Annotated in this window: 24 protein-coding genes and 1 pseudogene; 11 read left to right on the top strand and 14 right to left on the bottom strand. The window is 67.4% G+C overall.

Annotated features, from left to right (window positions below):
* The 7 genes and pseudogenes from ON19_RS27140 to ON19_RS27110 all read right to left on the bottom strand — a co-directional run.
* Nucleotides 1–369, bottom strand: a pseudogene (locus tag ON19_RS27140) (hypothetical protein); the annotation flags it as partial.
* 144 nt (nucleotides 370–513) lie between these two features.
* Nucleotides 514–1,503 (bottom strand): pirin family protein, encoded by a 990-nt coding sequence (locus ON19_RS27135; protein ID WP_043698863.1) that lies wholly within the window; start codon nucleotides 1,501–1,503, stop codon nucleotides 514–516.
* The gene (locus tag ON19_RS27130; RefSeq protein WP_043698861.1) at nucleotides 1,500–2,294 is read right to left on the bottom strand and encodes an N-acetyltransferase; all 795 of its coding nucleotides are present in this window, start codon (nucleotides 2,292–2,294) and stop codon (nucleotides 1,500–1,502) included. The genes ON19_RS27135 and ON19_RS27130 overlap by 4 nt, the downstream gene beginning before the upstream one ends.
* A gap of 148 nt (nucleotides 2,295–2,442) precedes the next feature.
* Nucleotides 2,443–2,736 (bottom strand): putative quinol monooxygenase, encoded by a 294-nt coding sequence (locus ON19_RS27125; protein WP_043698860.1) that lies wholly within the window; start codon nucleotides 2,734–2,736, stop codon nucleotides 2,443–2,445.
* A 24-nt stretch (nucleotides 2,737–2,760) separates the two neighbouring features.
* Nucleotides 2,761–3,771, bottom strand: coding sequence for an aldo/keto reductase (locus tag ON19_RS27120; RefSeq protein ID WP_043698858.1), 1,011 nt, complete (start codon nucleotides 3,769–3,771; stop codon nucleotides 2,761–2,763).
* Entirely contained in the window at nucleotides 3,768–4,253 is a 486-nt protein-coding gene (locus tag ON19_RS27115; RefSeq protein WP_083899661.1) for a MerR family transcriptional regulator, read from the bottom strand. Before ON19_RS27115 ends, ON19_RS27120 begins: the two co-directional genes overlap by 4 nt.
* 123 nt (nucleotides 4,254–4,376) lie before the next feature.
* Nucleotides 4,377–4,745 (bottom strand): glyoxalase superfamily protein, encoded by a 369-nt coding sequence (locus tag ON19_RS27110; RefSeq protein WP_043698856.1) that lies wholly within the window; start codon nucleotides 4,743–4,745, stop codon nucleotides 4,377–4,379.
* Between the two features lie 58 nt (nucleotides 4,746–4,803).
* On the opposite strand from ON19_RS27110, the gene ON19_RS27105 reads away from it, so the two are divergent.
* A complete protein-coding gene (locus ON19_RS27105) occupies nucleotides 4,804–5,007 on the top strand; it encodes a hypothetical protein (protein WP_043698854.1) in 204 nt (67 codons plus the stop codon).
* Between the two features lie 22 nt (nucleotides 5,008–5,029).
* Here ON19_RS27105 and ON19_RS27100 read toward each other — a convergent pair whose 3' ends face one another.
* The gene (locus ON19_RS27100) at nucleotides 5,030–5,521 is read right to left on the bottom strand and encodes a SixA phosphatase family protein (protein WP_043698852.1); all 492 of its coding nucleotides are present in this window, start codon (nucleotides 5,519–5,521) and stop codon (nucleotides 5,030–5,032) included.
* A 182-nt stretch (nucleotides 5,522–5,703) separates the two neighbouring features.
* Here ON19_RS27100 and ON19_RS27095 point away from each other — a divergent pair, with 182 nt between their 5' ends.
* Nucleotides 5,704–7,374: an FAD-dependent oxidoreductase gene (locus ON19_RS27095; RefSeq protein WP_043698850.1), complete on the top strand. Its 1,671-nt coding sequence runs from the start codon at nucleotides 5,704–5,706 to the stop codon at nucleotides 7,372–7,374.
* Nucleotides 7,375–7,445: 71 nt separating this feature from the next.
* On the opposite strand, the gene ON19_RS27090 is transcribed toward ON19_RS27095, so the two are convergent.
* The 3 genes from ON19_RS27090 to ON19_RS27080 all read right to left on the bottom strand — a co-directional run bounded on the left by ON19_RS27090 (nucleotide 7,446) and on the right by ON19_RS27080 (nucleotide 9,943).
* Entirely contained in the window at nucleotides 7,446–8,249 is an 804-nt protein-coding gene (locus tag ON19_RS27090; protein WP_043698848.1) for an acyl-[acyl-carrier-protein] thioesterase, read from the bottom strand.
* 243 nt (nucleotides 8,250–8,492) lie between these two features.
* Nucleotides 8,493–9,617 (bottom strand): transglycosylase SLT domain-containing protein, encoded by a 1,125-nt coding sequence (locus ON19_RS27085; protein WP_043698846.1) that lies wholly within the window; start codon nucleotides 9,615–9,617, stop codon nucleotides 8,493–8,495.
* On the bottom strand, nucleotides 9,614–9,943 hold the full coding sequence (locus ON19_RS27080) for a type VII secretion target (RefSeq protein ID WP_043698844.1): 330 nt from the start codon (nucleotides 9,941–9,943) through the stop codon (nucleotides 9,614–9,616). Before ON19_RS27080 ends, ON19_RS27085 begins: the two co-directional genes overlap by 4 nt.
* 146 nt (nucleotides 9,944–10,089) lie before the next feature.
* Here ON19_RS27080 and ON19_RS27075 point away from each other — a divergent pair, with 146 nt between their 5' ends.
* Both ON19_RS27075 and ON19_RS27070 read left to right on the top strand, forming a co-directional pair.
* Nucleotides 10,090–11,064, top strand: a complete 975-nt coding sequence (locus ON19_RS27075) for an NADPH:quinone oxidoreductase family protein (RefSeq protein WP_043698842.1) — start codon at nucleotides 10,090–10,092, stop codon at nucleotides 11,062–11,064.
* Nucleotides 11,065–11,086: 22 nt separating this feature from the next.
* Nucleotides 11,087–12,199: a winged helix DNA-binding domain-containing protein gene (locus tag ON19_RS27070; RefSeq protein ID WP_043698840.1), complete on the top strand. Its 1,113-nt coding sequence runs from the start codon at nucleotides 11,087–11,089 to the stop codon at nucleotides 12,197–12,199.
* Between the two features lie 10 nt (nucleotides 12,200–12,209).
* Here the strand turns inward: ON19_RS27070 and ON19_RS27065 are convergent, their stop codons facing one another.
* Complete coding sequence (locus ON19_RS27065) at nucleotides 12,210–12,734, bottom strand: Lrp/AsnC family transcriptional regulator (RefSeq protein ID WP_043698838.1); 525 nt, start codon at nucleotides 12,732–12,734, stop codon at nucleotides 12,210–12,212.
* Nucleotides 12,735–12,895: 161 nt separating this feature from the next.
* Here ON19_RS27065 and hppD point away from each other — a divergent pair, with 161 nt between their 5' ends.
* The 7 genes from hppD to tuf all read left to right on the top strand — a co-directional run bounded on the left by hppD (nucleotide 12,896) and on the right by tuf (nucleotide 20,988).
* Entirely contained in the window at nucleotides 12,896–14,098 is a 1,203-nt protein-coding gene (gene hppD / locus ON19_RS27060; protein WP_043698836.1) for a 4-hydroxyphenylpyruvate dioxygenase, read from the top strand.
* Nucleotides 14,099–15,156: 1,058 nt separating this feature from the next.
* Nucleotides 15,157–15,684 carry a DUF3558 domain-containing protein gene (locus ON19_RS27055; protein ID WP_043698834.1) on the top strand — a complete coding sequence of 176 codons (528 nt, stop codon included), beginning with the start codon at nucleotides 15,157–15,159 and terminating at the stop codon, nucleotides 15,682–15,684.
* Between the two features lie 10 nt (nucleotides 15,685–15,694).
* Nucleotides 15,695–16,252 carry a DUF3558 domain-containing protein gene (locus ON19_RS27050; RefSeq protein WP_227954481.1) on the top strand — a complete coding sequence of 186 codons (558 nt, stop codon included), beginning with the start codon at nucleotides 15,695–15,697 and terminating at the stop codon, nucleotides 16,250–16,252.
* A gap of 344 nt (nucleotides 16,253–16,596) precedes the next feature.
* The gene (gene rpsL / locus ON19_RS27045; protein WP_040870256.1) at nucleotides 16,597–16,971 is read left to right on the top strand and encodes a 30S ribosomal protein S12; all 375 of its coding nucleotides are present in this window, start codon (nucleotides 16,597–16,599) and stop codon (nucleotides 16,969–16,971) included.
* A 1-nt stretch (nucleotide 16,972) separates the two neighbouring features.
* A complete protein-coding gene (rpsG, locus tag ON19_RS27040; RefSeq protein WP_030525248.1) occupies nucleotides 16,973–17,443 on the top strand; it encodes a 30S ribosomal protein S7 in 471 nt (156 codons plus the stop codon).
* Nucleotides 17,444–17,580: 137 nt separating this feature from the next.
* Complete coding sequence (gene fusA, locus ON19_RS27035) at nucleotides 17,581–19,683, top strand: elongation factor G (RefSeq protein WP_043698829.1); 2,103 nt, start codon at nucleotides 17,581–17,583, stop codon at nucleotides 19,681–19,683.
* A 114-nt stretch (nucleotides 19,684–19,797) separates the two neighbouring features.
* A complete protein-coding gene (gene tuf, locus ON19_RS27030; protein ID WP_043698828.1) occupies nucleotides 19,798–20,988 on the top strand; it encodes an elongation factor Tu in 1,191 nt (396 codons plus the stop codon).
* Nucleotides 20,989–21,113: 125 nt separating this feature from the next.
* Here the strand turns inward: tuf and ON19_RS27025 are convergent, their stop codons facing one another.
* Together ON19_RS27025 and ON19_RS27020 are read right to left on the bottom strand one after the other, a co-directional pair.
* Nucleotides 21,114–21,548 (bottom strand): hypothetical protein, encoded by a 435-nt coding sequence (locus ON19_RS27025; RefSeq protein WP_157229862.1) that lies wholly within the window; start codon nucleotides 21,546–21,548, stop codon nucleotides 21,114–21,116.
* Nucleotides 21,549–21,874: 326 nt separating this feature from the next.
* A complete protein-coding gene (locus ON19_RS27020; RefSeq protein ID WP_043698826.1) occupies nucleotides 21,875–23,026 on the bottom strand; it encodes a helix-turn-helix domain-containing protein in 1,152 nt (383 codons plus the stop codon).
* Nucleotides 23,027–23,431: the final 405 nt, after the last annotated feature.

Below are 23,431 nucleotides of genomic sequence, written 5' to 3'. Positions count from 1 at the left end.
CCGGATCAGGGTCGGATCGATGCTCGGCAGGAGCCGTTGAACCCCGGTCAGGCCCGCGGACCCGGCGTTGTGATCGAGCACCATATGGCCGGTCTCGTGCGCGATGATCTGGTCGATATGGAAATCGGTCGTGCCGGCGGCGTAGGCGATCACGTCGACATCCGCGCATTCCAGCCACAGCCCGCACGGTGTCCCGCGGCCCGGCTCCAGGGCCCCCGGTAGCAGGGTCGAAGCGACCGGTATCAGCTCGATGGGCCGCCCGCGCCATTCCCCTAGGGCGGCCAGGAATTCTTCTCTGTTCCAGGGCGACGGAACCAGTTCCATCACGGCCTCGCGCGCAGCCATCACCCGCCGCGTCGAGTCGTCCATCCAACCCCCCTCCCACCGAAAACCTTGTGGTGATCGGACTTTACCGCGCCCAGCGGACACCGGCGGAGTCGAGAGGTGGGAGTCGCACCGGACGGCGGCAGTGCCGGTGCCTGGCGAGCGAAACCGAATCGAGTGGGGCCGCGATCAGTCCCGGGCCGGGCCGATGCGGCGCTTGCGGGGCTTCAGATGCAGCCCGGGCAGCGGCGGCGCGGGAATGCGCTGCTGCGGGGTGTGGCCCGTGATGTCGGCGAAGCGGGTCACGTCGTGGTTCTCCCAATCGGCTCGCGCGGTGACGATGTCCTCATGGCTGCGGCCGACGAAGTTCCACCACATCACCAGTTCCTCGCCGAACGGCTCGCCGCCGATCAGCGCGAAGTGCGCGCCACCGGCGCTGCCGAGCCGGAGTTCGTCCCGATCGGTGCCCAGGTACAGCAGCGGACCAGGGGCGAGTTCAGTGCCCGCGACCGTGACCTGCCCCTCGAGCACCAGCACCGCGTGCTCGAAACGCGGGTCGAGCGGAAGGGTGACGTCGGCTCCCGGCTCCACCCGCACGTCGGCGCCGACGATCGGTGTGTAGGCGATCGCCGGCGACGTCACCCCGGCCAGCGAGCCGATCAGCACGATCGCCCGAAGGCCGGGTGCGTCGACGACCGGCAGTTCGCGATGCTGCTCGAAGTGCGGGGCGATGCCGGTGCGGTCACCGGGCAGCGCGATCCACAGCTGCAAGCCGTGCCCGGCGGGCGCACCCTCGACCGCGTACTCGGAATGGGCGATGCCGCGCCCGGAGGTCATCAGGTTCAGCTGGCCGGGTTCGATCTCCACGTCCGAGCCGACCGAATCACGATGCCGGATACGGCCCTCGAACGGCCAGGTCACCGTCTGCAGGCCGATGTGCGGGTGTGGATCGATGTCCGGCGGCTCGCCCGTCCGGGTGACCGTCGGCGAGCCGAAGCGGTCGAGGAAGCACCACGCGCCGACGGTCGGCAGATCGCGCTGCGGCAGCACGCGTTCGACGAAGACGCCGCGCACTCCGCCGAGCGGCACTTCACGTGCCGGATACTGCTCCGCGACCGGGCCGGGCCCCGGCGCGGGTTCGCACAGCGTCTCGGCCGGACGTGCGTCCAGATCACTCACCGAGTGACGCCCTTGCCGATCACGTGCGCGTCGTACTTCGGGTGCTTGTCCAGGTACGCCTTGATGAACGGGCACACCGGCCGGATCACGCGCTCACGCGCGACGACGTCCTCGATGGCTTTCCCGGCGAGGACGGAGCCGAGACCCTTGCCGGAGAACGCGCCGTCGATCTCGGTGTGCGTGAACACCGTCTCGTCGTCGCGTTCCTCGTAGTCGGCGAAACCGGCCAGTTCCCCGCCGTGGAACACCTCGTAGCGATGCCGCTCGTCGTTGCGGACGACCTTGGATTCCGAAGCTGCTTCGGTCATGTTTCCCTTCTCCTTCCGTGCGCGGACCGGGTGTTTGCTGAGAATCGAGACTCGGTTGAACGCGCCGATCGTGGTGGCCACCCAGACGACGACAGACAGCTGATCATCCGTCAGATACCGGCGGGCGGAAGCGTACTCACGCTCGATGACGTCTTCGCCCGGAAGCGTCGCGGTGACTTCCGCGATCGCCAGCACGGCCTGTTCGAACGGGGTGTACGTGCCACCGCGCCGCCACCCCGGCAGCACCGCGATCTCCTGCTCGGTGGCCCCGGCCGCCGAGGCGGCGCGATAGTGCACGTCGAGGCAGTACGCACAGCCGTTGAGCTGGGAGACGCGCAGATTGATCAGTTCGACGATCCGGCGATCCAGCCCCACCGCCGCTGCGGCGGCCCTGACCTCGTTCGCGACACTGTTCAGCGCGCGGAACGCGGTCGGCGTCTGCTTGTCGATCCAGACGCGATCAGGCGGTGTTTCGGGCCTCATATTCGTGGGATGTTAGCCCCCGCCGGTGAACGGCGCAGACGAGGCCGCCGGATAAGCGGACTTCGGTCCGGAGATGCGGGTCGGTTGGCGAGGCCTGCGGCGACGCGGGGTGGTCCGGCACACGCGACCCCGGACCACCCCCGCGCGCTCACCCGATCTCGGTGAACCGCCGAAGCTGAAACGGCTCGACCAGAACGTCCTCCAACGCCGTCGCCAAGGTCTTCAGGTGGGGCGTCCGGAAGTGTGCGGCCAAGGCGTCCTCGTCGGTCCACTCCTCCAGCAGCACCATCCGGCTCGGGTCGGTGGGATGCAGGTAGAGCTCGTACCCGAGGCAGCCGTCCTCCGCGAGCGTCGGTTCGATCATGCCCTGCAGCAGCTTCCGCAACTCCGCCTCGCGACCCGTCCTGGCGAGGAACCGGACGTTGAGCGTCAACGTCGACATGAGCGTCTCCTGTTCTGGTGTGGGTTATTCCCGGCCCGCCGACGTGAAGGTCATGTCCGCGTACCGGGTTCCGGCGACCTGGCCCGCGATCGGTTCCAGCGTCGCCAATTCCCCGGCGGTGAGCGCGATCGTCGCGGCGGCCACGTTGTCCGTGAGCCGGGTCCGGCTGCGGGTGCCGGGAATCGGGACCACCGGGAGGCCGTGCACACCGGCCTGTGCGTGCACCCAGGCCAGCGCTACCTGCGCCAAAGTGATGCCGCGTGCTTCGGCGATGGCCCGCAGCGGCCCGAGCAGCTCGGCATTGCGGGCCGCGTTCTCGCCGGAGAAGCGCGGCATCGAGGAACGGAAGTCCTTCGCGTCCGTGGAGCCGGTGAACGAGCCGGTGAGGAAGCCGCGTCCCAGCGGTGAGTACGGCACGAACGTCACGCCCAGCTCCGCCGCTGCGGGCACCACCGTGCGTTCGACGTCCCGGGAGAACAGCGACCATTCCGACTGCACGGCCGCGATCGGATGCACCGCGTGCGCCGCACGCAATTCGGCGCCGGTCACTTCGGACAGGCCGAGGGCACGCACCTTGCCCTCCCGCACCAATTCCGCCATCGCGCCGACCGTGTCCTCGATCGGCACGGCGGGGTCCTTGCGGTGCATGTAGTACAGATCGATGGTGTCGATCCGGAGCCTGCGCAGGCTGCCCTCCACCGAGCTGCGGATGTAGGCGGGAGAATTGTCGAAGCCCCGGTAGGCCGGGTCGTCGACCTTGCGGACGATGCCGAACTTGGTGGCGAGTACGACCCGATCGCGCTCGACCCCGACGAAATCGCTGAGGAATTCCTCGTTGTGCCCGGAGCCGTAGACGTCGGCGGTGTCGAACAGCGTGACGCCCAGCTCCAGCGCCCGATCCAGGGTCGCCCGGGATTCGGTGAGGTCGCTGGGCCCGTAGAACTCGCTCATGCCCATGCAGCCGAGGCCCTGCGTCCCCACCTGGATGCCGCCGGTGCCCAGTGTGGTGATGGGAAGCGTGCCGACCGTTGTCATACCTTGATCCCTTCGCTGTCGTGCGCGGTGACCATGGCCGGCGGGTCCGCCTCGACTTTGCCCTCGTACAGGGCGATCTTGTGGTCCAGCACGGCCAGGGTCTGACGAAGTTCATCGATCTTGGCGAGTACCTCGGAGCGGGTGTCCCGGAACATCTCCAGCCGTTGCCGGAGCGTGGCGTCTCCGGCCCGCACCAGCTCGGCGTAGCGGACCATGTCCGCCACGGACATACCGGTCGTGCGCAGGCGGCCGATCAGCGCCAGCCATTCCAGATCCCGGTCGCTGAACCGGCGCTTGCCGGAGTGATCCCGGCCGATGTAGTCCATCAACCCGATCCGCTCGTACCAGCGCAGCGTGTCCCGGCTCAGCCCCGACCGCTCGGACACCTCGCCGATCGAATACCGCGGCAGCTCCCGGTCGTCGCTCGCGCTCGCCGGAGACGCGGTTTCGTTCCCGGCTGCGCTGTGTTCTCGAACGCTCACTGCACTCGCCTTTCCCGTTGAACAACGATGACGCTAGTCACCTGGAGTGCACTCCAAGCAAGGGTTGTTTTCGATTGTCCAGCGCCCGCCGCTCGGCGGATCCCGTGGGAAGGGATCGTGCGTTCAGCTGTAGACGGGCAGTTGCTGGACGGCCCACTTGTTGCCGTCCGGATCGGCGAAGAAGGTGAACAGGCCCCAGCCGAGATCCTGGACCGGAGTGGCGTCCACACCGGCGGCGATCAACTGCTGGTAGGCGTCCTCGGCGCTGGCGACCACCATCTGCATGCCCTCGACGCTGCCCGGCGCCGCCTCGGTGATGCCCTCGCCCAAACAGATGGAGCAACCAGAACCGGGCGGGGTCAGCTGTACGAAGCGCAGGTTCTCGTTGACGCGGTGGTCGTGATCGGCCTGGAAGCCGATCTTGGTGTAGAAATCCTTGGCGCGGTCGACATCGGTCACGGGAATGGCGACGAGCTCGATTTTCCAGTCCATCCGGCGAGCATTCCATCGTGCGCCGACAAAGTCCCGGATTCCGGCTTACGCTGGGGACATGCCTGGAAAGGACATCGACCGCATCAGGGCTCGTTCGGCCTGGGCGACGGTCAAGGAAAGCCCCGTGATCACCGCTGTCGCGATCGCGCCGTTCGCGCTCGCGCTCGGCGTGGTGTGGTGGTTGTTCGGCGGCCTTGCCGCGTTCGCGCTGCTGCTCGTCCTCGGTGGGGTCGTCGTGGTCGGCGGCAAGTTACTGCGCTGACCGCGCGTTTCACCGCGTGCGGTCAGCGCGGAATGTGGAAGTGTGTCAGTTCTCCGGTACCTGTGTCGACGTCCGCCCAGGCGCGGTCGAAGCGCAGCACCGCGAGCGCCGAGGTCGGGAACTTCCGGCTGAGTTCGACGGCGGCCGTGCCGTCGCGATTGCCTGCCAGTTCCCACGCCGTCCACGGCATGCCGGGCGCGTGCCCGATCACCAGCAGGGTCGCGACGTCGTCGTCGCTGAGCCGGACCAGTTCGATGAGCGTCTCCGGCGCGGCCTCGTAGATTCCCGATTCGAAGACGACCGGCGCGGTGATGCCGGTGGCCGTCAGCGTCTCGCGGGTCCGCGTGGCGGTGGAACAGCGCACGGCGTCGATCGGCGGCTGGGTGTCGCGCAACCACCCGCCCGCGAGTCCGGCCTCGCGCCGACCACGCGGAGCCAGCGGTCGCTCGTGATCGTCGACGCCCTCCGGATACGCCGATTTGCCGTGCCGCATGAGGATCAGAGTCCGCGCCATGCAGATACGGTAAGGCCTCCGGGCGCGAGGTCTCGACCACACTCGAGGCAAACTGAAAGCGGCATCACATCACGCGCTGCCGCGGGCGACCCCCGTGGCGATCGTGACGGACGCCGCTCATCTGTCCACCACAACCCCATGGGTGGCCACAGCCCACGTACTTCTTCGAGGATCAGCACAATATGGCCTACGTAATCACGCAGCGTTGTTGCAACGACGCCAGCTGCGTCTCCGAGTGCCCGGTCGACTGCATCCGTCCTACCCCGGATCAGCCGGAGTTCGCGACGACCGAGATGCTCTACATCGACCCCGACACCTGTATCGACTGCGGCGCCTGTGTCGACGCGTGCCCGGTGGAGGCCATCTTCTCCGAGGACGACCTGACGGCTTCGCTGGCACGGTTCCGCGACATCAATGCCGCTTACTTCCAACGGCATCCGCTGGAATCGAACTTCGATCCGATCGTCACCCCCGCGCGTCCGCCGAAGGAGCTGGGCACCCTGCGGGTCGCGATCGTCGGCGCGGGCCCCGCGGCCTGCTACGCGGCCGACGAACTGCTGCGCAGGGCCGACGTGGAAATCGAGATGTTCGACCGGCTGCCCACCCCCTGGGGCCTGGTCCGGGCGGGCGTCGCGCCCGATCACCCCGGCACCAAGACGGTCTCGGGCATGTTCGAGTCCGCGTTCCGCCGTGAGACGTTGCAGTACTACCTCAACGTCGAGGTGGGCACGCACATCTCGCACGAGGAACTGCTGCGTCACCACCACGCGGTGATCTACGCGGTGGGAGCCTCGAGCGACCGCAGGATGGGCGTCCCGGGGGAGGACCTGCCGGGCAGCCACTCCGCCACCGAGTTCGTCGCCTGGTACAACGGCCACCCCGATTTCGCCGACCGGACCTTCGACCTGTCCGGTGAGCGGGCCGTGATCGTCGGCAACGGCAATGTCGCATTGGACGTGGCGCGCGTGCTGACCGTCGGCCCGGACGAACTCGCCAAGACCGATATCGCCGACCACGCCCTGGACGCCCTGCGGCAGAGCAATATTCGCGAAGTCGTCGTGCTCGGCAGGCGGGGCCCGCTGCAGGCGGCCTACACCTCGCCGGAATTCCTGGCGCTCGCGCATCTGAAGGGCGTAGACGTGATCGTGGACGAGACCGACCTGGAACTGGATCACGCCAGCCAGGCGATCGTCGACGATCCACAGGTGGAGCCGTCGCTGGCGTTGAAGTACACCCTGGCCCAGGAGTACGCCGGCGGCCGCAGGGCGGAAGGCAACAAGCGGATCGTGTTCCGCTACCTGACTTCGCCCACCGCGCTCACCGGCACCGAGCGGGTCGAGTCCATCGAGATCGTGCACAACGAGCTGTTCGAGGAAGACGGTCAGCTCGTGGCGCGGCCGACCGACCGCACCGAGAGCATCGACACCTCGCTGGTGCTGCGGTCGATCGGCTACCGCGGCGAGCGGGTCGGCGAGCTGCCGTTCGACGAGCGGCGCGGTGTCGTGCCGAACGAGCACGGCCGGGTCATCGGCGAGGACGGGACGATGCTGAGCGGCGTGTACGTCAGCGGATGGATCAAGCGTGGCCCACGCGGCGTCATCGGTTCGAACCGGACCGACTCCGAGGAGACGGTGGAACTGCTGCTCGCCGACTTCACCGCGGGCAAACTCGCCGCGCCGCAAGCCGACCGCGCCGCTCTGAAGGCACTGCTGGCCGAGCGTCAGGCCGACCTGGTCGACCGCGCGGGCTGGCGAGCGATCGACCAAGCGGAGAAGTCCGCCGGCAAGTCCGCAGGCCGCCCCCGAGTCAAGTTCACCACCCGGGAAGACCTCCTCAAAGCCGCCCGCGGCTGACGATCAGGACGCCGGTCGGATCCTTGGATCCGACCGGCGACCCCACGCAGGACCTGAACGCGAATCCCGCGTCACTCGACTGGTACGGCCTGGATACCCGGAGAGGCGGGCAGCGGCATGATGCGGACTACTGTCGTGGTGGTTCCGCCGACCACGAACCACAGCCGCAGCACCGGCTGCCCTGTCCGGTCACCCGGCTCGTACCGGCTGCGCACGCTCACATGCTGACGTGCCAGCACCGGCGCCACATATTCGATCACCGCTCGATGTGGTCCCGCGAGCAGCTTCGGGTATTCGACCAGGAACTGTTCCACCGCCTGCCAGTAACAAGCGTTGTTGACGTGGTTGTACTGGTCGATGTCGGTGGCGCGCACGGGGAACGGCAGGTCGGTGTCCGACTCCGGCGGCGTGGCGTCGGTCAGGTACGGCCGCCACCGCAGGCGGTGCTCGGTGGACGTGCGAGCGAGGTAGGCGAGGCCCTCGTCGCTGATTCGCGCGGGCATCCCGGTGGACTCGCTGATATTGATCCAGAAGCCCTCGGTCTCGATCAGTCCGCCGTTTCCGCTGGTGATCCGCACGCGCATGTTCGTCCACCGGGTGGACATCGCCGAGCACCACCGCAGCAGCTGCACCTCGTCGGGCCACAGGATCGGGCGGATGACATCGATGACCGTCCGGCGGATGATCCAGTTCGGGTCGGTCCGGTGGAAGAACGTCTTATGCAGGTTTTCCCAGGCGATATCTTGCAGGTAGCGGGCGACGGCATCGAACCGCAACCGGTCATAGGGATCCACATCACCAGCCCGGACGGGCCACGCCGAAGCAAAGCCCATGCCCTCCTGGGGAAGCGGGGCGAGTGGCTGATCGAGTGACACTTGTGCTCCTCGCGCTGCACGGTGTGCCGCGTTTCTTCATGCGGTGCTGTTGTGACGACTTTACGGGGCGTACGTCACACCCTCGCGTCGAGCCGTCCGTACCTCCTTAATAGTCCGCCTGCCGGGACCTCAGCCAGCGGAAATGGGGTCTTCGGTCCGACGTTCGGGAGCGCGGACCCGTTCCATGGGGCGGCAGCGACCGATTGCCGCGGAGCGCAGGCGCAGGTCACCGCGGTGCGGGGCTCAGTAACCCTGGTAGGCGCCGCCCGAGTTCACGGCCGCGACACCGGGAACGTTGCCGAGCGACCCGTAGCGATCGATCGAGTACCGCACTCCGGCGATGATGTTGTCGACCGGATTCCAGATGTCGTCGTGACCGGGCGCCTTGTATGCGCTGAAGGTGCTGTCGATGGTCTGCATCAGGCCCTTCGACGGATGCCCGGCCACCCAGTTGCTGTCCCAGCGGTTCTCCGCGTACGGGTTGCCCGCGGACTCGTGCTGGATGATCAACGCGATCGCCCGCTCATCGATGTCCTCGGGGGCGTACCCCATCGCGATGAGCTTCTGCTTCGCCTCGGAGATCCATCGCGCGACGTCACCGCTCGGCAGCGGGCCGGTCGGCGCCGACGAGCTCGGCCCACCGTAATACGGCGTGCCCGACGACGAGCCGGAGTTGTTCTGGCCCGACATCAGCTGGCTCGGCCGGTCCGAGGATGGACTCGCGACCGGGGTGGCCGACGTACTCACCGGTGCGGTGGCCGCGGGCACGGTGGGGGCCGCGGGCACGTTCGCCGCGCTCGGCTCGCCGAGCCCGGCGAACGCCGCCTCCAATTTCCCGACCGCGCCCTCCACCTGGATCTTGGCCTGGTTCGCCACGTCCTCGGCGGTCTTCAGCGCGTTGGTGAGCTCCCACGTCCGTGTGGCCGCCTGCAGCGCTTCCTGGAAGACGAGCCCCTCCACGTCGGCCTTGTCGGCGTGCGCGCGCAGGTAGTCGATCCGCGTCTTGGCGTCCACGGTGCCGTTGGGCGCGACATCGAAGGGTGGCGTCTGGTTCAGCGCGTCGTCGCGCAAGCTCAATACCTTGGCTCGGGCCTCGATCAGATTCTGCACCTGGGCGGTGAACGCGGTCTTCAGCTCGAGCAGGGCGGCGCTCACCGCGGAGGCGCGGGTCTTCTCAATCTGCATCCGGGCGTTCGCGGCGTCGCCCGCGGAGCCGGACCACTTGTTCGCGTCGGCGAGCGCTCGGGTGTCGTCCGCGCCCTTGCCGACGGCGGTGTCGAGGCCCTGCGACATCTGTTCGGCGAGCCCACCCGCCGCCGAAAGCTGCTCCGGCTGCCAGTTCGCGACGTCGGGGATGGTGAGCGTCATGGCAACTGGAGCCCGATGGCGCGCAGCTTCGCCGCGAAGTCGTCCTCGGCCAGCTCGTACTTGCCCGCCGCGTTGTGCAGGTTGTCCGCGATCGTGGTGAGCCGCGACCCGATCCGCTCCAGGCAGCGGTGCGCGGCGTCGTTCGCGCGCTGGGCCACCGGGCCGAAGTCGGTGCCCGGCAGCGCACCGGCGACGGCGCCGAAACCATCGCCGCCGAGGTCGGTGACCGACGTGGCCTCCGTGCGCAGCGTCTGCGCGAAGGAGCGCAGCGCCGCCGGGTCGACCTGCATCGTCGTCGCAGGTCCGGACTGGTTTTGCTCGACCATGAATCCCCCTTCCCTCCCGACCGTGAGGTCGCGGTCAGCATAGCAAAATCGGGTGGTGCCGATGGGCGTCGTCGAGCCGCGACCGTTATGTTGTCGGTGTGGCGTCGGCACGGATCATGCCGACGCGAGGACAGAGAGGTCAGCACATGCGCGCAGCCCAGGTCAGCAAGCTGGAAGGACCGGAAGCGGTTCACATCGTCGATATCCCGGAGCCCGCGGCTTTCCCGGGCGGCGTCGTGATCGACGTGCACGCGGCGGGCGTGGCCTTCCCGGACGTGCTGATGACGCGCGGTCTGTACCAGATGAAGCCCGACCTGCCGTTCGTCGTCGGCGGAGAGGTCGCCGGCATCGTGCGGGAAGCCCCCGAGGGCGCGCACGTGCGGCCCGGTGACCGGGTGGTCGCGTTGACCATGCTCGGCAACGCGATGGCCGAGACCGCTGTCACGCCCACGCAGATGGTGTTCCGTCTGCCCGACAACGTCTCGCTGGAGGCGGGCGCCGGCATCCTGTTCAACGATCTGACCGTGCACTTCTGCCTGCGCACCCGCGGCAGGCTGGCGGAGGGCGAAACGGTCCTGGTGCACGGCGCCGCGGGCGGCATCGGCACCTCGACCCTGCGCATGGCGGCCGCGCTCGGTGCGGGCCGGGTGATCGCCGTGGTGAGCACCGAGGCGAAGGCCGAGGTGGCGCGCGCCAACGGCGCGACCGACGTGGTGCTCACCGACGGCTGGCTCGCGGCGGTGAAGGAGCTGACCGGCGGTCGCGGCGTCGACATCGTGCTCGACCCGGTCGGTGGCGACCGTTTCACCGACAGCGTCCGTTCGCTCGCCTCGGCGGGCCGGTTGCTGGTCGTCGGCTTCACCGCGGGGGAGATCCCCACGGTGAAGGTCAACCGGCTGCTGCTGAAGAACGTCGAGGTGACCGGCGCGGCATGGGGCGAATGGGTGATGTCGCACCCGGGCTACCTGCAGGAGCAGTGGGCCGAGGTGGAGCCCCTGCTGGCCTCCGGCAAGATCGCGCCGCCGGCGCCGGTGCTGTACCCGTTGGACAAGGCCGCCGAGGCCGTCGCGTCGCTGGACAACCGGACGGCCACCGGCAAGGTCGTGGTGACGCTGCGCTGACGCACGCCGGCCTGTCCACGCCATGAAGCTGTCCGATCGGGTCCTGAATCGGACCCTGCTGGCTCGCCAGCACCTGCTCGAGCGCTCGCGGCTGACCCCGCAGCAGATGTGCGACCACCTCGTCGGGTTGCAGGCGCAGGATTCGCCACCGCCGTTCGTCGGATTGTGGAGCCGCGTCGCGGCGTTCGATCCGGCGGCGGTGTCGGACGCGCTGGAGGACCGTTCCTTGGTCCGGATCACCCTGATGCGGGGGACCATTCACATGGTCACGCCGCCCGACGCGTTGCGGATCGCGCCGCATGTGCAGCCGGAACTGGAGAAAGCGCCCTTCCGCAAGGGCTTCAACTACGGCGCCATGGTCGGACTGGATCCGGAGGAGGTGCGCGGGCACGGCGAGGCCGTGCTCGGCGACGAGCCGATGTCCGCCGCGGAGCTGCGCGCCCACGCCACCGAGCTGTACCCCGACCGCGACCCGGGGGCGGTGGTGCAGACCTGGCTGTATCAACTGCCGGTCCTGCAGACCCCGCCGCGCGGGAAGTGGAAGGACAACAGCAGGCCGATCTGGTCGCGGGTCGAGCCCTGGGTGGGGGCACCGCTGGACCCCGCATATCCCTTGGCGGAGTTGCTCTTCCGATATCTGTGCGCCTTCGGCCCGGCGAGCACGATGGACATGCAGACCTGGTCCAGGCTGCTCGGCATGAAGCGGGCCGTCGCGGAACTCGGCGATCGGGTGCGCACCTACACCGACGAGCGCGGCCGCACGCTCTACGACGTCGCCCACGGTGAGTTGGCCGATCCGGACACCCCCGCCCCGGTGCGCCTGCTCGGCTGGTACGACAACGCCCTGCTCTCGCACCAGGACCGGACCAGGATCGTGCCCGATGGGGCGCCTCCACCGCTGCGCTCCTTCGCCGCCCAGGTCTCCCCGGTGCTGGTCGACGGTTTTCTCGCGGGTCTGTACAAGGTCTTCGCGAACACCGGGACCGCCCGGCTGCGCATCAGTCCCACCCGGAACTGGACGAAGGCCGAGCGCGCCGAGGTCGAGGCGGAGGCGCACGCTCTGCTCGCCTTCCTCGAAGCGGGCAAGCAGGGAAGTGTGGAGATTCTCGACGTCGGTGCCGACCTGCGCCCCTGAGCCGGATGGGCTACGGCTCGCGGGTCGGGCGATACGCGGGCGCCTTGGTGGTCCCGGTCGGGCTCAGCGTGCGCAGCAGCGGCAGCGCCCGGCGTGACACCACGGTGGACAGCACGATGACGCTGTGCGAGCGCGCCACCGAGGAGGTCCGGTCGATGCTCAGCAGCACGGCCTGCAACCCAGCGTGCGAGTCGGCCCCGATCCGGCACAAGACATCGCCGGTGCCGGTGGTGGCGTAGGCCTCCAGCACGCCGGGGATGGCGTGGAGCTCGGCCGCCACGGTGTCCAGCGCACCCTGGGCGATCTCCAGCGTGACGAACGCCTGCACGTCGAACCCCGCCGCGGTGACATCGATCTGCGGGTCGTAGGAGGCGATCACGCCGGACTCCTCCATGCGCGCGATCCGTGATTGCACCGTCGCCCTGGCGACCTTGGTCCGGCGGGACAGCTCGAGAATGCCCGCTTTCTGGTACTCGTGCATCGCGGTGAGGATGGCGAGATCGAGTTCGTCCAGCTTCGCCGGTGTGCGCGCCATGACCGCCTCCGTTCCAGCACTCGGACGGGCTTGCTGCCCGCCGCGTCGATGCTATTCAAATTGTCCAGCATCACCCGCCGGTTCCTAGCCGAATTCGCCACACTGTCTATCGAGAGTCCACGCTGTTGCCTAGTCCGCCGACTCGGCGATTTCCTTGGAACATGACCATCGAGCACCTGCCGAACGCACGGTCCGGCGCCGTTCCCAGCGACGGCGAACTGCGCACGCTGGTCGGGTTGGTCGACCACGACGACAGCGGTGACCCGTTCCCGGTCATCGGGTGGGACGCCCTGGTCTGGGTCGTCGGCAACGCCACCCAGACCGCACATTTCCTGCAATCCGCCTTCGGGATGCGGTTGGAGGCATACTCCGGTCCGGAGACCGGAAATCGCGACCACAAGGCGTTCGTCTTGCGCAGCGGCGCGGCGCGTTTCGTGGTCACCGGCGCGGTGGACCCGGACAGTCCGCTGGTCGCGCATCACGATCGGCACGGCGACGGCGTGGTCGACATCGCCCTCCAAGTGCCCGACGTCGACCGCTGTGTGGCGTGGGCCCGCGCGCACGGCGCGACCATTCTGGTCGAACCACACGACGACACCGACGACTTCGGCACGGTGCGCTCGGCCGCGCTGGCCACCTATGGCGAAACCAGGCACACCCTGGTCGACCGCTCCGGCTATTACGGGCCCTACCTGCCGGGCTATGTCGCCCGCCGCTCCGGCTATCAGCGGCGCGACGGCGCGCCCACCCGGTTGTTCCAGGCGATCGACCACGTCGTGGGCAACGTCGAACTCGGGCAGATGGACGAGTGGGTCGAGTTCTACCGGCGGGTCATGGGTTTCACGAACATGGCCGAATTCGTCGGCGACGACATCGCCACCGAGTACTCGGCGCTGATGAGCAAGGTCGTCGCCAACGGGAACCATCGAGTGAAGTTCCCGCTCAACGAGCCCGCCGCGGCCAAGAAGCGCTCACAGATCGATGAGTACCTGGAGTTCTACCGCGGGCCCGGCGTCCAGCACATCGCGCTCGCCACCGGCGACATCCTCACCTGCGTGGACGCCTTGCGCCGCGAGGGCGTCGAGTTCCTGGAGACACCCACCGCCTACTACGAGGACCCCGAACTGCGCGCTCGCATCGGCCGGGTCCGCGTCCCGGTCGAAGAACTCCAGCGCCGCGGCATCCTGGTCGACCGGGACGAGGACGGCTATCTCTTGCAGATCTTCACCAGGCCGCTCACCGACCGCCCCACGGTGTTCTTCGAACTCATCGAACGCCACGGCTCCCTCGGTTTCGGCAAGGGGAACTTCAAAGCGCTGTTCGAGGCCATCGAACGCGAGCAGCAGGCGCGGGGGAATCTCTAGGACCAGCGAGCGAGACGAACAGTGTGATCGAACGACGCATGTCCGATGGTTCGTGTGCACATGGCGGCTGCGTTCGGCAGGTGCCGCGCCGAGCGCAGCCGTCGTGTCACGCCGCGTGCAGGCGGCGAGTACTCTCCAAAAGCCCGGGTATCCCGGGCAGCCCCGGTGAGCCATGTGATCAGGGCACCCCGGGGTAGTGGAGGGCCCACCTGCCGTCCGGAAGCGGGTGGCAAAAGAAGCGATCGCCGCTGGAATCGGTGTACCCCTTCTTCCGTCCCTCTGCCACACAGGTGGGCTGGTCGTCGTAGATGCCACGAATTCCACCGATCGCCGCCGCTGTTCCGGTCGATCCGGCGACGACAGTCCCTGTCGTCAGCACTACGAGCACCGAGTAAGCAATGAACTTCACGTGATGACCCCCGTTGATAAATGTCGCGACAGGTCTTGCCGTGCCTGACCTGCTTTCTCCGAGCCTGCCAGGCGGATTTCCTTCGAGAAGAGCCGTCTTTCGACGGGATCGTGGACGGCCCAGCGACCGGCCAATCTTCGTCGGATGCCCCCGATAGAATCAGTAGTGACGAAAGACGTTCTGGTTGGACGTATTTCGCCGTTCCCGAGTGTACTCGGGCGCGGTAGTCGGCGGCTACGATGCGCCGCCGGTCCTTCGGCGCCATGCCTTCGCGGCGGCCCCTCGGTAGGGTTTCTCACCAATTGTGTGTTCACGAAGCGTGGGCCGGCTGAATCGCCTCGCGCGAGCGCCATGGCCATCTTCCAGGTTGCGCTCTCGGAAGCTAAACAGCGCCGCTGTGCTCGCTGATCCGACTGTGAGCGCTTCTTGCCTGGGCGGCCCCATTGAGCGGGACTTCACCCGGTGGTTCCCGATGGTGACGGCCTTGCTCATCAGCGCCGGGTACTCGCCTGTTCCAGGCGAGCGAACGCGAACAGCAGGCCCGGACCAATTTGGGAACGGCGCACCGCCCGGATCGGCGTTAGGCCGGCCGATGATCCGGGCGATCTTGTCGAGCCGGTCCGGCTGCCGCGTCGGTAGAGTTCTTTCCATGCGGATCAAGTCGTCGGTCGTCATCGCGACCGCTTTGGTGCTCGCGCTGGCGGCCTGCGGTTCGGGCGAGGAGACCGAGGACTCGGGTCCTTCGCGGCCCGCGCCGAAGGTGGTGGCGCTCGGCCCGTTCGTCGGGGAGTGCGGTCATGTCACCGACGAAGAGGTGCGCACTCTCGGTGGCCTCGGCCGGATCTCCGGGGTGTTCCGCAATGCTGTCGGCTGCAATTGGCAGTCGGCCGGAATGGGTTCTTCCAGTATCACTTTCGCTTCCTATCGAGGTAGTCCCATCGAACGCGAACGGGCGTGGGTGAGTGTTGAAGGCCGTGCGCCCGATCCGATAACGGTGGCCGGGCGCGACGGATTCGCCGCCTTGGATCCGAGTGGAACGATCTGCGATCTGGCGGTGCAACTCGGGGACGATTTCTTCGAGTGGTCCACGAATATCGGATCGTTCGGCGCGGGGACCGGTAACCCGTGTGACCGGAGCCGCGCGCTCGCCGAGCTGACTCTGCAGCGAATTCAGTGAGGGGTGGAGTGTGAACGCCGGTCGAGACCTGTACAGGCGCGGCGCGGCCGTCGCCGTCGCCGCGGCCCTCGCCTTGTCCGTGGGCGGCTGCAGTGAGGTGGTCTCCGGAACCGCGCAGCCGGTCGGCGGAAGTCAGCCGGTCAACACCAGGCTCGACAAGCTGCTGCGCGAATGCGAGATCCTCTCCGACGAGCAGATCGGCAAGGCGATCGGTGAGAATGTGTCGGTCTCGGACGCGTTCTTCGGCGCGGTCTGCATGTGGGACCTGATCGGCGCGCCCGGCGGCAACGGCATGGCCACGCTGAACTGGTACGAGAACGGAACGCTGAGCAACGAGAAGCAGACGAACAACAAACTCGGCTACGAAACCACCAATATCACCATTCAGAGTTCGCTCGCGCTGCAGATCCGCAGGCCGAACGATCCGGATTCCTGCGGTGTGACGGCGAGCGCCCCGGACAACGGGGTGATCGGCTGGTGGATCAACTACCGGCCCGGCTCGGCGCACCCCGACCCGTGCGACGCGGCGAAGAAGTTGATGGAAATGACCTTGAACCTGGCCAGGTAGGCGATCGCGGAACCGACCCGCTTTGACCGTGTGTCCCGGCCACGGGTATCGTGGATCGCTGTGCCCGGAAGCATACGGGCAAGTTCGTGCGCGACCGTAGGCCAGCGAGAGCGGCCGACGACTCCAGCGTGCCCGGAATTCGGGCTCCGCGCCGCGCGCGACACGCCCGACCTCGGGACGCGAGAAACGTGGCCGGACGTGCGAGTGAAAGCTCGATGACAGCGGTGTGAACGACGGGCCGGGAAGTGGAAGCCAGCGCGACCACGAACGGCCCCGGGAGCGCCGCGAACTTAAAACAGACATGAAGTCCACACACCGCGTTAACTAATAAGGAAAGCCGGTCTATGCCAACCATCAACCAGCTGGTCCGCAAGGGTCGCCGCGACAAGGTCTCCAAGACGAAGACCGCGGCCCTCAAGGGGAGCCCGCAGCGTCGTGGCGTGTGCACCCGCGTGTACACCACGACCCCGAAGAAGCCGAACTCCGCGCTGCGCAAGGTCGCGCGTGTTCGCCTGACCAGCTCGGTCGAGGTCACGGCCTACATCCCCGGCGAGGGTCACAACCTGCAGGAGCACTCGATGGTGCTCGTGCGCGGCGGTCGTGTGAAGGACCTTCCGGGTGTGCGCTACAAGATCATCCGTGGCTCCCTCGACACCCAGGGTGTGAAGAACCGCAAGCAGGCCCGCAGCCGTTACGGCGCCAAGAAGGAGAAGAGCTGATATGCCACGCAAGGGCCCCGCACCCAAGCGTCCGCTGATCAACGACCCGGTCTACGGTTCGCCGCTGGTTACTCAGCTGGTCAACAAGATCCTGCTGGACGGCAAGAAGTCCACCGCCGAGCGCATCGTCTACGGTGCGCTGGAGCAGGCGCGCGAGAAGACCGGCACCGACCCGGTCGTCACCCTCAAGCGCGCGCTGGACAACGTCAAGCCCGCACTCGAGGTCAAGCCGCGTCGCGTCGGTGGCGCCACCTACCAGGTGCCGGTCGAGGTCCGTCCGGGCCGCTCGAACACCCTGGCGCTGCGCTGGCTGGTCAACTACTCGCGTGCGCGCCGGGAGAAGACCATGATCGAGCGCCTGGCCAACGAACTGCTCGACGCCAGCAACGGCCTCGGCGCCTCGGTCAAGCGCCGCGAGGACACCCACAAGATGGCCGAGTCCAACCGGGCCTTCGCGCACTACCGCTGGTGACGTCTGCCCGGCCCGTCGTCTGGGTCGGGAGGCACAGCCGGAACGCGGCACTCACCGGCCGCTTCCGGCGTTGACATAGAGGCGACCACAGGGTCGTCCCCGATAATCCCAACTAGCTACGAGCGGGGAAGATTTCCGTGGCACAGGACGTGCTCACCGACCTGAACAAGGTCCGCAACATCGGCATCATGGCCCACATCGATGCGGGCAAGACGACCACAACCGAACGCATCCTCTTCTACACCGGCATCACGTACAAGATCGGTGAGGTCCACGACGGCGCTGCCACGATGGACTGGATGGAGCAGGAGCAGGAGCGTGGTATCACCATCACCTCCGCGGCTACCACGTGCTTCTGGAAAGACAACCAGATCAACATCATCGACACCCCCGGGCACGTCGACTTCACCGTGGAGGTGGAGCGGTCGCTGCGCGTGCTCGATGGCGCCGTCGCGGTGTTCGACGGCAAGGAAGGCGTCGAGCCGCAGTCCGAGCAGGTGTGGCGTCAGGCGGACAAGTACGACGTGCCGCGGATCTGCTTCGTCAACAAGATGGACAAGCTCGGTGCGGACTTCTACTTCACCGTGCAGACCATCAAGGACCGCCTCGGCGCCAAGCCGCTGGTCATCCAGCTGCCGATCGGCGCGGAGGACACCTTCGAGGGCATCATCGACCTGGTCGAGTACAACGCCAAGGTGTGGCGTGGCGAGACCAAGCTCGGTGAGCAGTACGAGGTCGTGGAGATCCCGGACGACCTGAAGGACAAGGCCGAGCAGTACCGCCAGGAACTGCTGGAGACCGTCGCCGAGTCGGACGAGGCGCTGCTGGAGAAGTTCTTCGGCGGCGAAGAGCTGACCATCGATGAGATCAAGGGCGCCATCCGCAAGCTGACGGTGACCTCCGAGCTCTACCCCGTGCTGTGTGGCTCGGCGTTCAAGAACAAGGGCGTGCAGCCCATGCTGGACGCGGTCATCGACTACCTGCCCTCGCCGCTGGACGTGGAGGCCACCACCGGCCACGTGCCCGGCAAGGAAGAGGAGCTGCTCACCCGCAAGCCGAGCGCCGACGAGCCCTTCGCGGCCCTGGCGTTCAAGATCGCGGTGCACCCGTTCTTCGGCAAGCTGACCTACGTCCGCGTGTACTCCGGCAAGGTCGACTCCGGCGCCCAGGTCATCAACTCGACCAAGGGCAAGAAGGAGCGTCTGGGCAAGCTGTTCCAGATGCACTCCAACAAGGAGAACCCGGTCGGCGCGGCCTCGGCGGGCCACATCTACGCGGTTATCGGCCTCAAGGACACCACCACCGGTGACACCCTGTGCGACCCGCAGAACCAGATCGTGCTCGAGTCCATGACCTTCCCGGACCCGGTCATCGAGGTCTCCATCGAGCCGAAGACCAAGTCCGACCAGGAGAAGCTGGGCACCGCGATCCAGCGCCTGTCGGAAGAGGACCCGACCTTCTCGGTCAAGCTCGACCAGGAGACCGGCCAGACCGTCATCGGCGGCATGGGCGAGCTGCACCTCGACATCCTCGTCGACCGCATGCGGCGCGAGTTCAAGGTCGAGGCGAACGTCGGTAAGCCGCAGGTGGCCTACCGCGAGACGATCACCAAGCGGGTCGAGAAGCTCGAGTTCACGCACAAGAAGCAGACCGGTGGTTCCGGCCAGTTCGCGAAGGTGATCATCGCCCTCGAGCCGTTCGTCGGCGAGGACGGCGCGCACTACGAGTTCGAGAACAAGGTCACCGGTGGCCGCGTGCCGAAGGAATACATCCCTTCGGTGGACGCCGGTGCCCAGGACGCCATGCAGTACGGTGTGCTCGCCGGCTACCCGCTGGTCAACATGAAGGTCACGCTGCTCGACGGCGCCTACCACGACGTCGACTCGTCGGAAATGGCGTTCAAGATCGCGGGCGCGCAGGCGCTCAAGGAAGCGGCTCGCAAGGCCGGTCCGGTGATCCTCGAGCCGCTGATGGCGGTCGAGGTCACCACGCCCGAGGACTACATGGGCGATGTGATCGGCGACCTGAACTCCCGCCGTGGTCAGATCCAGGCCATGGAGGAACGCAGTGGTGCCCGTGTCGTCAAGGCGCTGGTTCCGCTCTCGGAGATGTTCGGTTACATCGGCGACCTGCGGTCGAAGACCCAGGGCCGGGCGAACTACTCCATGGTGTTCGACTCGTACGCGGAGGTTCCGGCCAACGTGTCGAAGGAGATCATCGCCAAGGCGACCGGCGAGTGACACCGTCGGGGCGAGTGGCCACACTTGCCCCGACAGCCGGGCGTCAGTACGACCCCTTTCAAGTAACCGCACTGCTGCAACTGCACGCACCAACAAGTCCAGGAGGACAAAAAAGTGGCGAAGGCGAAGTTCGAGCGGACGAAGCCGCACGTCAACATCGGCACCATCGGTCACGTCGACCACGGCAAGACCACGCTGACCGCGGCGATCACCAAGGTGCTGGCTGACAAGTACCCGGATCTGAACGAGAGCTTCGCGTTCGATCAGATCGACAAGGCGCCGGAGGAGAAGGCTCGTGGTATCACGATCAACATCTCCCACGTCGAGTACCAGACCGAGAAGCGCCACTACGCGCACGTCGACGCGCCGGGTCACGCCGACTACATCAAGAACATGATCACCGGTGCGGCGCAGATGGACGGCGCCATCCTCGTGGTCGCGGCCACCGACGGCCCGATGCCGCAGACCCGTGAGCACGTGCTGCTCGCCCGTCAGGTCGGCGTGCCCTACATCCTGGTCGCGCTGAACAAGGCCGACATGGTCGACGACGAGGAAATCCTCGAGCTCGTCGAGATGGAGGTCCGCGAGCTGCTGGCCTCGCAGGAGTTCGACGAGGACGCGCCGGTCGTGCGGGTCTCCGGTCTGAAGGCGCTCGAGGGCGACCCGAAGTGGTCGGAGTCGGTGCTGGAGCTGATGGCCGCGGTCGACGAGTCCATCCCGGACCCGGTGCGTGAGACCGACAAGCCGTTCCTGATGCCGGTCGAGGACGTGTTCACCATCACCGGTCGTGGCACCGTCGTCACCGGTCGCGTCGAGCGTGGCGTGATCAACGTGAACGAGGAAGTCGAGATCGTCGGCATCCGTCCGGACAAGACCAAGACCACGGTCACCGGTATCGAGATGTTCCGCAAGCTGCTCGACCAGGGCCAGGCGGGCGACAACGTCGGTCTGCTGGTTCGTGGTATCAAGCGTGAGGACGTGGAGCGCGGCCAGGTCGTCGTGAAGCCGGGCACCACCACCCCGCACACCGAGTTCGAGGGCCAGGCGTACATCCTGTCGAAGGACGAGGGCGGCCGCCACACCCCGTTCTTCAACAACTACCGTCCGCAGTTCTACTTCCGTACGACTGACGTGACGGGCGTTGTGACCCTGCCCGAGGGCACCGAGATGGTCATGCCCGGTGACAACACCGAGATGCTCGTCAAGCTGATCCAGCCGGTCGCCATGGACGAGGGTCTGCGCTTCGCGATCCGCGAGGGTGGCCGCACCGTCGGCGCCGGTCGCGTCACGAAGATCATCAAGTGATTCGCTGAATCGCTGGTAACGGCGCCGCTCCTTCGGGAGCGGCGCCGTTCGCGTTTTCCGGGGGCGTGGCGCGAGTGCTACGCAGATGCGCAAACATGAGGCACATCGTTTCCGGGTGCTCCGGCTCAGCAGGCGTAAGCGCGGCCGACGGCCGGTTCGCGCTCGGCTTCCGGTAGTTCGCGCAGGCAGCCGAGCGGAACGACGCCTTCGCTGCTCAGCTGCACGCCGGTGCGCTGGGCGGGATTCACGCAGGTGAGGCCGGTTGTCGCGAGGCGGCAGAGGTATTCGCCGAAGGTGACGGTGCTGTCGTACGGCAATGTGGGGCCCTCGCCGTTGATGAAAAGTCCTGGGTCACCCCGGAATTGGCCCACCGTCAACCGCTGCCCGGAGTAGGTCACGTACCCGCCGAACCACTGCCCGTAGCCCTCACCCGGCGCTGGCGCCGGTTCCTTCAGCTCGACCATGCAGTCGAACCCGTCGAAGTCGAACTGGACGCCGGTGATGCAGCTGATCTTGTGGGTCGGGCTGACGAACGCGATATCGGTCGCCAGATCGGTCACCGGACCACCTTCAGTCGCGACGGAGTGATAGGGCGCGAGATCGACCGGCGTCCCTTGCCGGACCCACGTGATCCGATCTTGCAACCCATTTTCTGGTGCCTGCGCCGTTGAACTGGTCGCCGGCGCCGGACCCGCCGCAGGCCGTGCATTACCCGGCATGCTCTGCGAGCACGCGCTGACCATCAGCACCACCCCTACCAAGACCGCCAACCGCATACCGAGGACAGTAGTCGTTGCGTGCCAACAGAACTGGTTGCATTCCACCTGCGGAAGGTTCGCGGCAAAACTGGACCGTGGATTCATGCCCACGGCCCGACATTCGGCCGCTACGCCCGGTAGGTGTCGCGGAACGCTTCGCGCACCATGGCCGCGTCCGGTGCGCCCCGGCCCTCTATCCCCGAGACCACTTCGGACACACGCCAGTAGTTCGACGGGACCAGACGCCCGGACTCCACCGCCGCCAGCGCAACGCGGGCCGCTTCGTCCGGCTTGTCGGCCGCCACCAGGGCCAGGCCCAGGTCCAGATTCGCCGAGGCGATACGGCGCGGCCGGACGGACGCAGCCCCCGCCAGATCCGCCAGGACGTGCCGGGCGTAGGACTCGGCCGCCGGATCACCGAGCCAGGACAACGTAGTAGCCACGTAGGCGGCCGACTTGGCCGGGTCGTATCGGAAATGGTGTTCCGGCCGGTCGGGCGTGCTCAGCCCGGACACCAGGCGCGCGACTCTGCGCAGCGCCCCGTATGTGCCCTTGCTGTCCCCGAGCCGTGCCAGCGCGCGGCCCTCTTGAGCGGTGGCCTGGATGAACGCCGAACTGTCCTTGGGAGCGAGGGACTGTGCGGCGCGGGACAGTTCGGCCGCTTCGATGAACGCGCCGTCCGTGAGTTGCTGCCACGCCCGTGTCTCCAGGCACCACGCCGCTATCTCGCGGTGCCCCGCTTCGTCTGCCAGCTTCCACGCCAGGTGCCCGCGTGCCGCTGCGGCGGAGGTCTCGCGCAGGTCGATATGGCATGTGCTGGCCAGCAGCGATAGCCAGCCGACCGTAACCAGTAGGCGGCGGTGTTGCGCCAGTGTCTTGCGGGAGTCCATGAGGCGTCCGGCGTAGCCGAGATGCCGACGGATGCGCACGAGCAATTCGCCGGGCGGAGTGGTCGGGTAGCCCGCCGCCAAGTCGTCCACGGCCAACTCCAGACGCTCCAGGGTGTCCCCGCCTATATCCGACGCCGCCGCCCGCTGAATCCATTCGCCCGCAGCTCGTTCGCCGTCCGCCGGTTCGATGAACAGCGCCGATCCGATCCCCAGGGCATCGATGTATGCCTGGACGTGCTCCGGCCTGACGGTGCGCTGCCCGGTCTCCAGCATCCCGAGTAGCGCCTTGCTGTAGTGCGTGCGCGCGGCCATCGCGGAAATGCTGAGCCCCGCCGCCTCCCGCGCATCGCGCAGCCGCTCACCTGTGACGTTCTCCGCGCCGGAGTCCATGAGCCCCACGGTAACCGTGCGTTGTCGTTCGGTGTATACGGTTGTGAACTGCAAGACGGGTGCAGGCCGAAAAAGCGCGCGCATCCGGTCTGATCGCCTCGTCGTCGGGTACCGAAACCAGCCAGGCGCACCGGTTCCCGGCGGCGGGCGCAAGCCAGCACCAGCGAGGGCGGGGGAACACGATGCGGTCGACCGCATTCGGATGGATCGACTCCGAGGTATGCACCGTGCCCGAGTGGGGTCGGGCTGAGGTGCGCCGGTTCGCGCGGCGTCTCGGCCATCGCATCGTGTGGCCCGGATGAGCACTCGGTGTTGCCCGCGGCAGACCAGGCACGCGACGCCGGTGCCGATGCGGTGATCGTGCCCGGCCGGGATCACCTCGGCCCGCTGGAGCTGAACCGGATC

Origin of the sequence: Nocardia abscessus NBRC 100374, from assembly GCF_000308455.1 — a bacterium.
Classification (GTDB): Bacteria; Actinomycetota; Actinomycetes; order Mycobacteriales; family Mycobacteriaceae; genus Nocardia; species Nocardia abscessus.
The sequence above is the reverse complement of the archived record's forward strand: the minus strand, read 5'-3'. Positions and strand labels throughout refer to the sequence as shown.

Excerpts from the sequence above, each read along its gene's own strand:
- ON19_RS27120 (WP_043698858.1), bottom strand. The coding sequence starts at position 3,771 with ATGACAACGGTCGGCACGCTTCCCATCACCACACTGGGCACCGGCGGC.
- ON19_RS27100 (WP_043698852.1), bottom strand. The coding sequence starts at position 5,521 with ATGGCGCGGACTCTGATCCTCATGCGGCACGGCAAATCGGCGTATCCG.
- ON19_RS27075 (WP_043698842.1), top strand. The coding sequence starts at position 10,090 with ATGCGCGCAGCCCAGGTCAGCAAGCTGGAAGGACCGGAAGCGGTTCAC.
- ON19_RS27095 (WP_043698850.1), top strand. The coding sequence starts at position 5,704 with ATGGCCTACGTAATCACGCAGCGTTGTTGCAACGACGCCAGCTGCGTC.
- ON19_RS27020 (WP_043698826.1), bottom strand. The coding sequence starts at position 23,026 with ATGGACTCCGGCGCGGAGAACGTCACAGGTGAGCGGCTGCGCGATGCG.
- ON19_RS27130 (WP_043698861.1), bottom strand. The coding sequence starts at position 2,294 with ATGAGGCCCGAAACACCGCCTGATCGCGTCTGGATCGACAAGCAGACG.
- ON19_RS27105 (WP_043698854.1), top strand. The coding sequence starts at position 4,804 with ATGCCTGGAAAGGACATCGACCGCATCAGGGCTCGTTCGGCCTGGGCG.
- rpsG (WP_030525248.1), top strand. The coding sequence starts at position 16,973 with ATGCCACGCAAGGGCCCCGCACCCAAGCGTCCGCTGATCAACGACCCG.
- ON19_RS27110 (WP_043698856.1), bottom strand. The coding sequence starts at position 4,745 with ATGGACTGGAAAATCGAGCTCGTCGCCATTCCCGTGACCGATGTCGAC.
- ON19_RS27070 (WP_043698840.1), top strand. The coding sequence starts at position 11,087 with ATGAAGCTGTCCGATCGGGTCCTGAATCGGACCCTGCTGGCTCGCCAG.
- hppD (WP_043698836.1), top strand. The coding sequence starts at position 12,896 with ATGACCATCGAGCACCTGCCGAACGCACGGTCCGGCGCCGTTCCCAGC.
- ON19_RS27055 (WP_043698834.1), top strand. The coding sequence starts at position 15,157 with ATGCGGATCAAGTCGTCGGTCGTCATCGCGACCGCTTTGGTGCTCGCG.
- ON19_RS27065 (WP_043698838.1), bottom strand. The coding sequence starts at position 12,734 with ATGGCGCGCACACCGGCGAAGCTGGACGAACTCGATCTCGCCATCCTC.
- ON19_RS27125 (WP_043698860.1), bottom strand. The coding sequence starts at position 2,736 with ATGTCGACGTTGACGCTCAACGTCCGGTTCCTCGCCAGGACGGGTCGC.
- rpsL (WP_040870256.1), top strand. The coding sequence starts at position 16,597 with ATGCCAACCATCAACCAGCTGGTCCGCAAGGGTCGCCGCGACAAGGTC.
- ON19_RS27080 (WP_043698844.1), bottom strand. The coding sequence starts at position 9,943 with ATGGTCGAGCAAAACCAGTCCGGACCTGCGACGACGATGCAGGTCGAC.
- ON19_RS27085 (WP_043698846.1), bottom strand. The coding sequence starts at position 9,617 with ATGACGCTCACCATCCCCGACGTCGCGAACTGGCAGCCGGAGCAGCTT.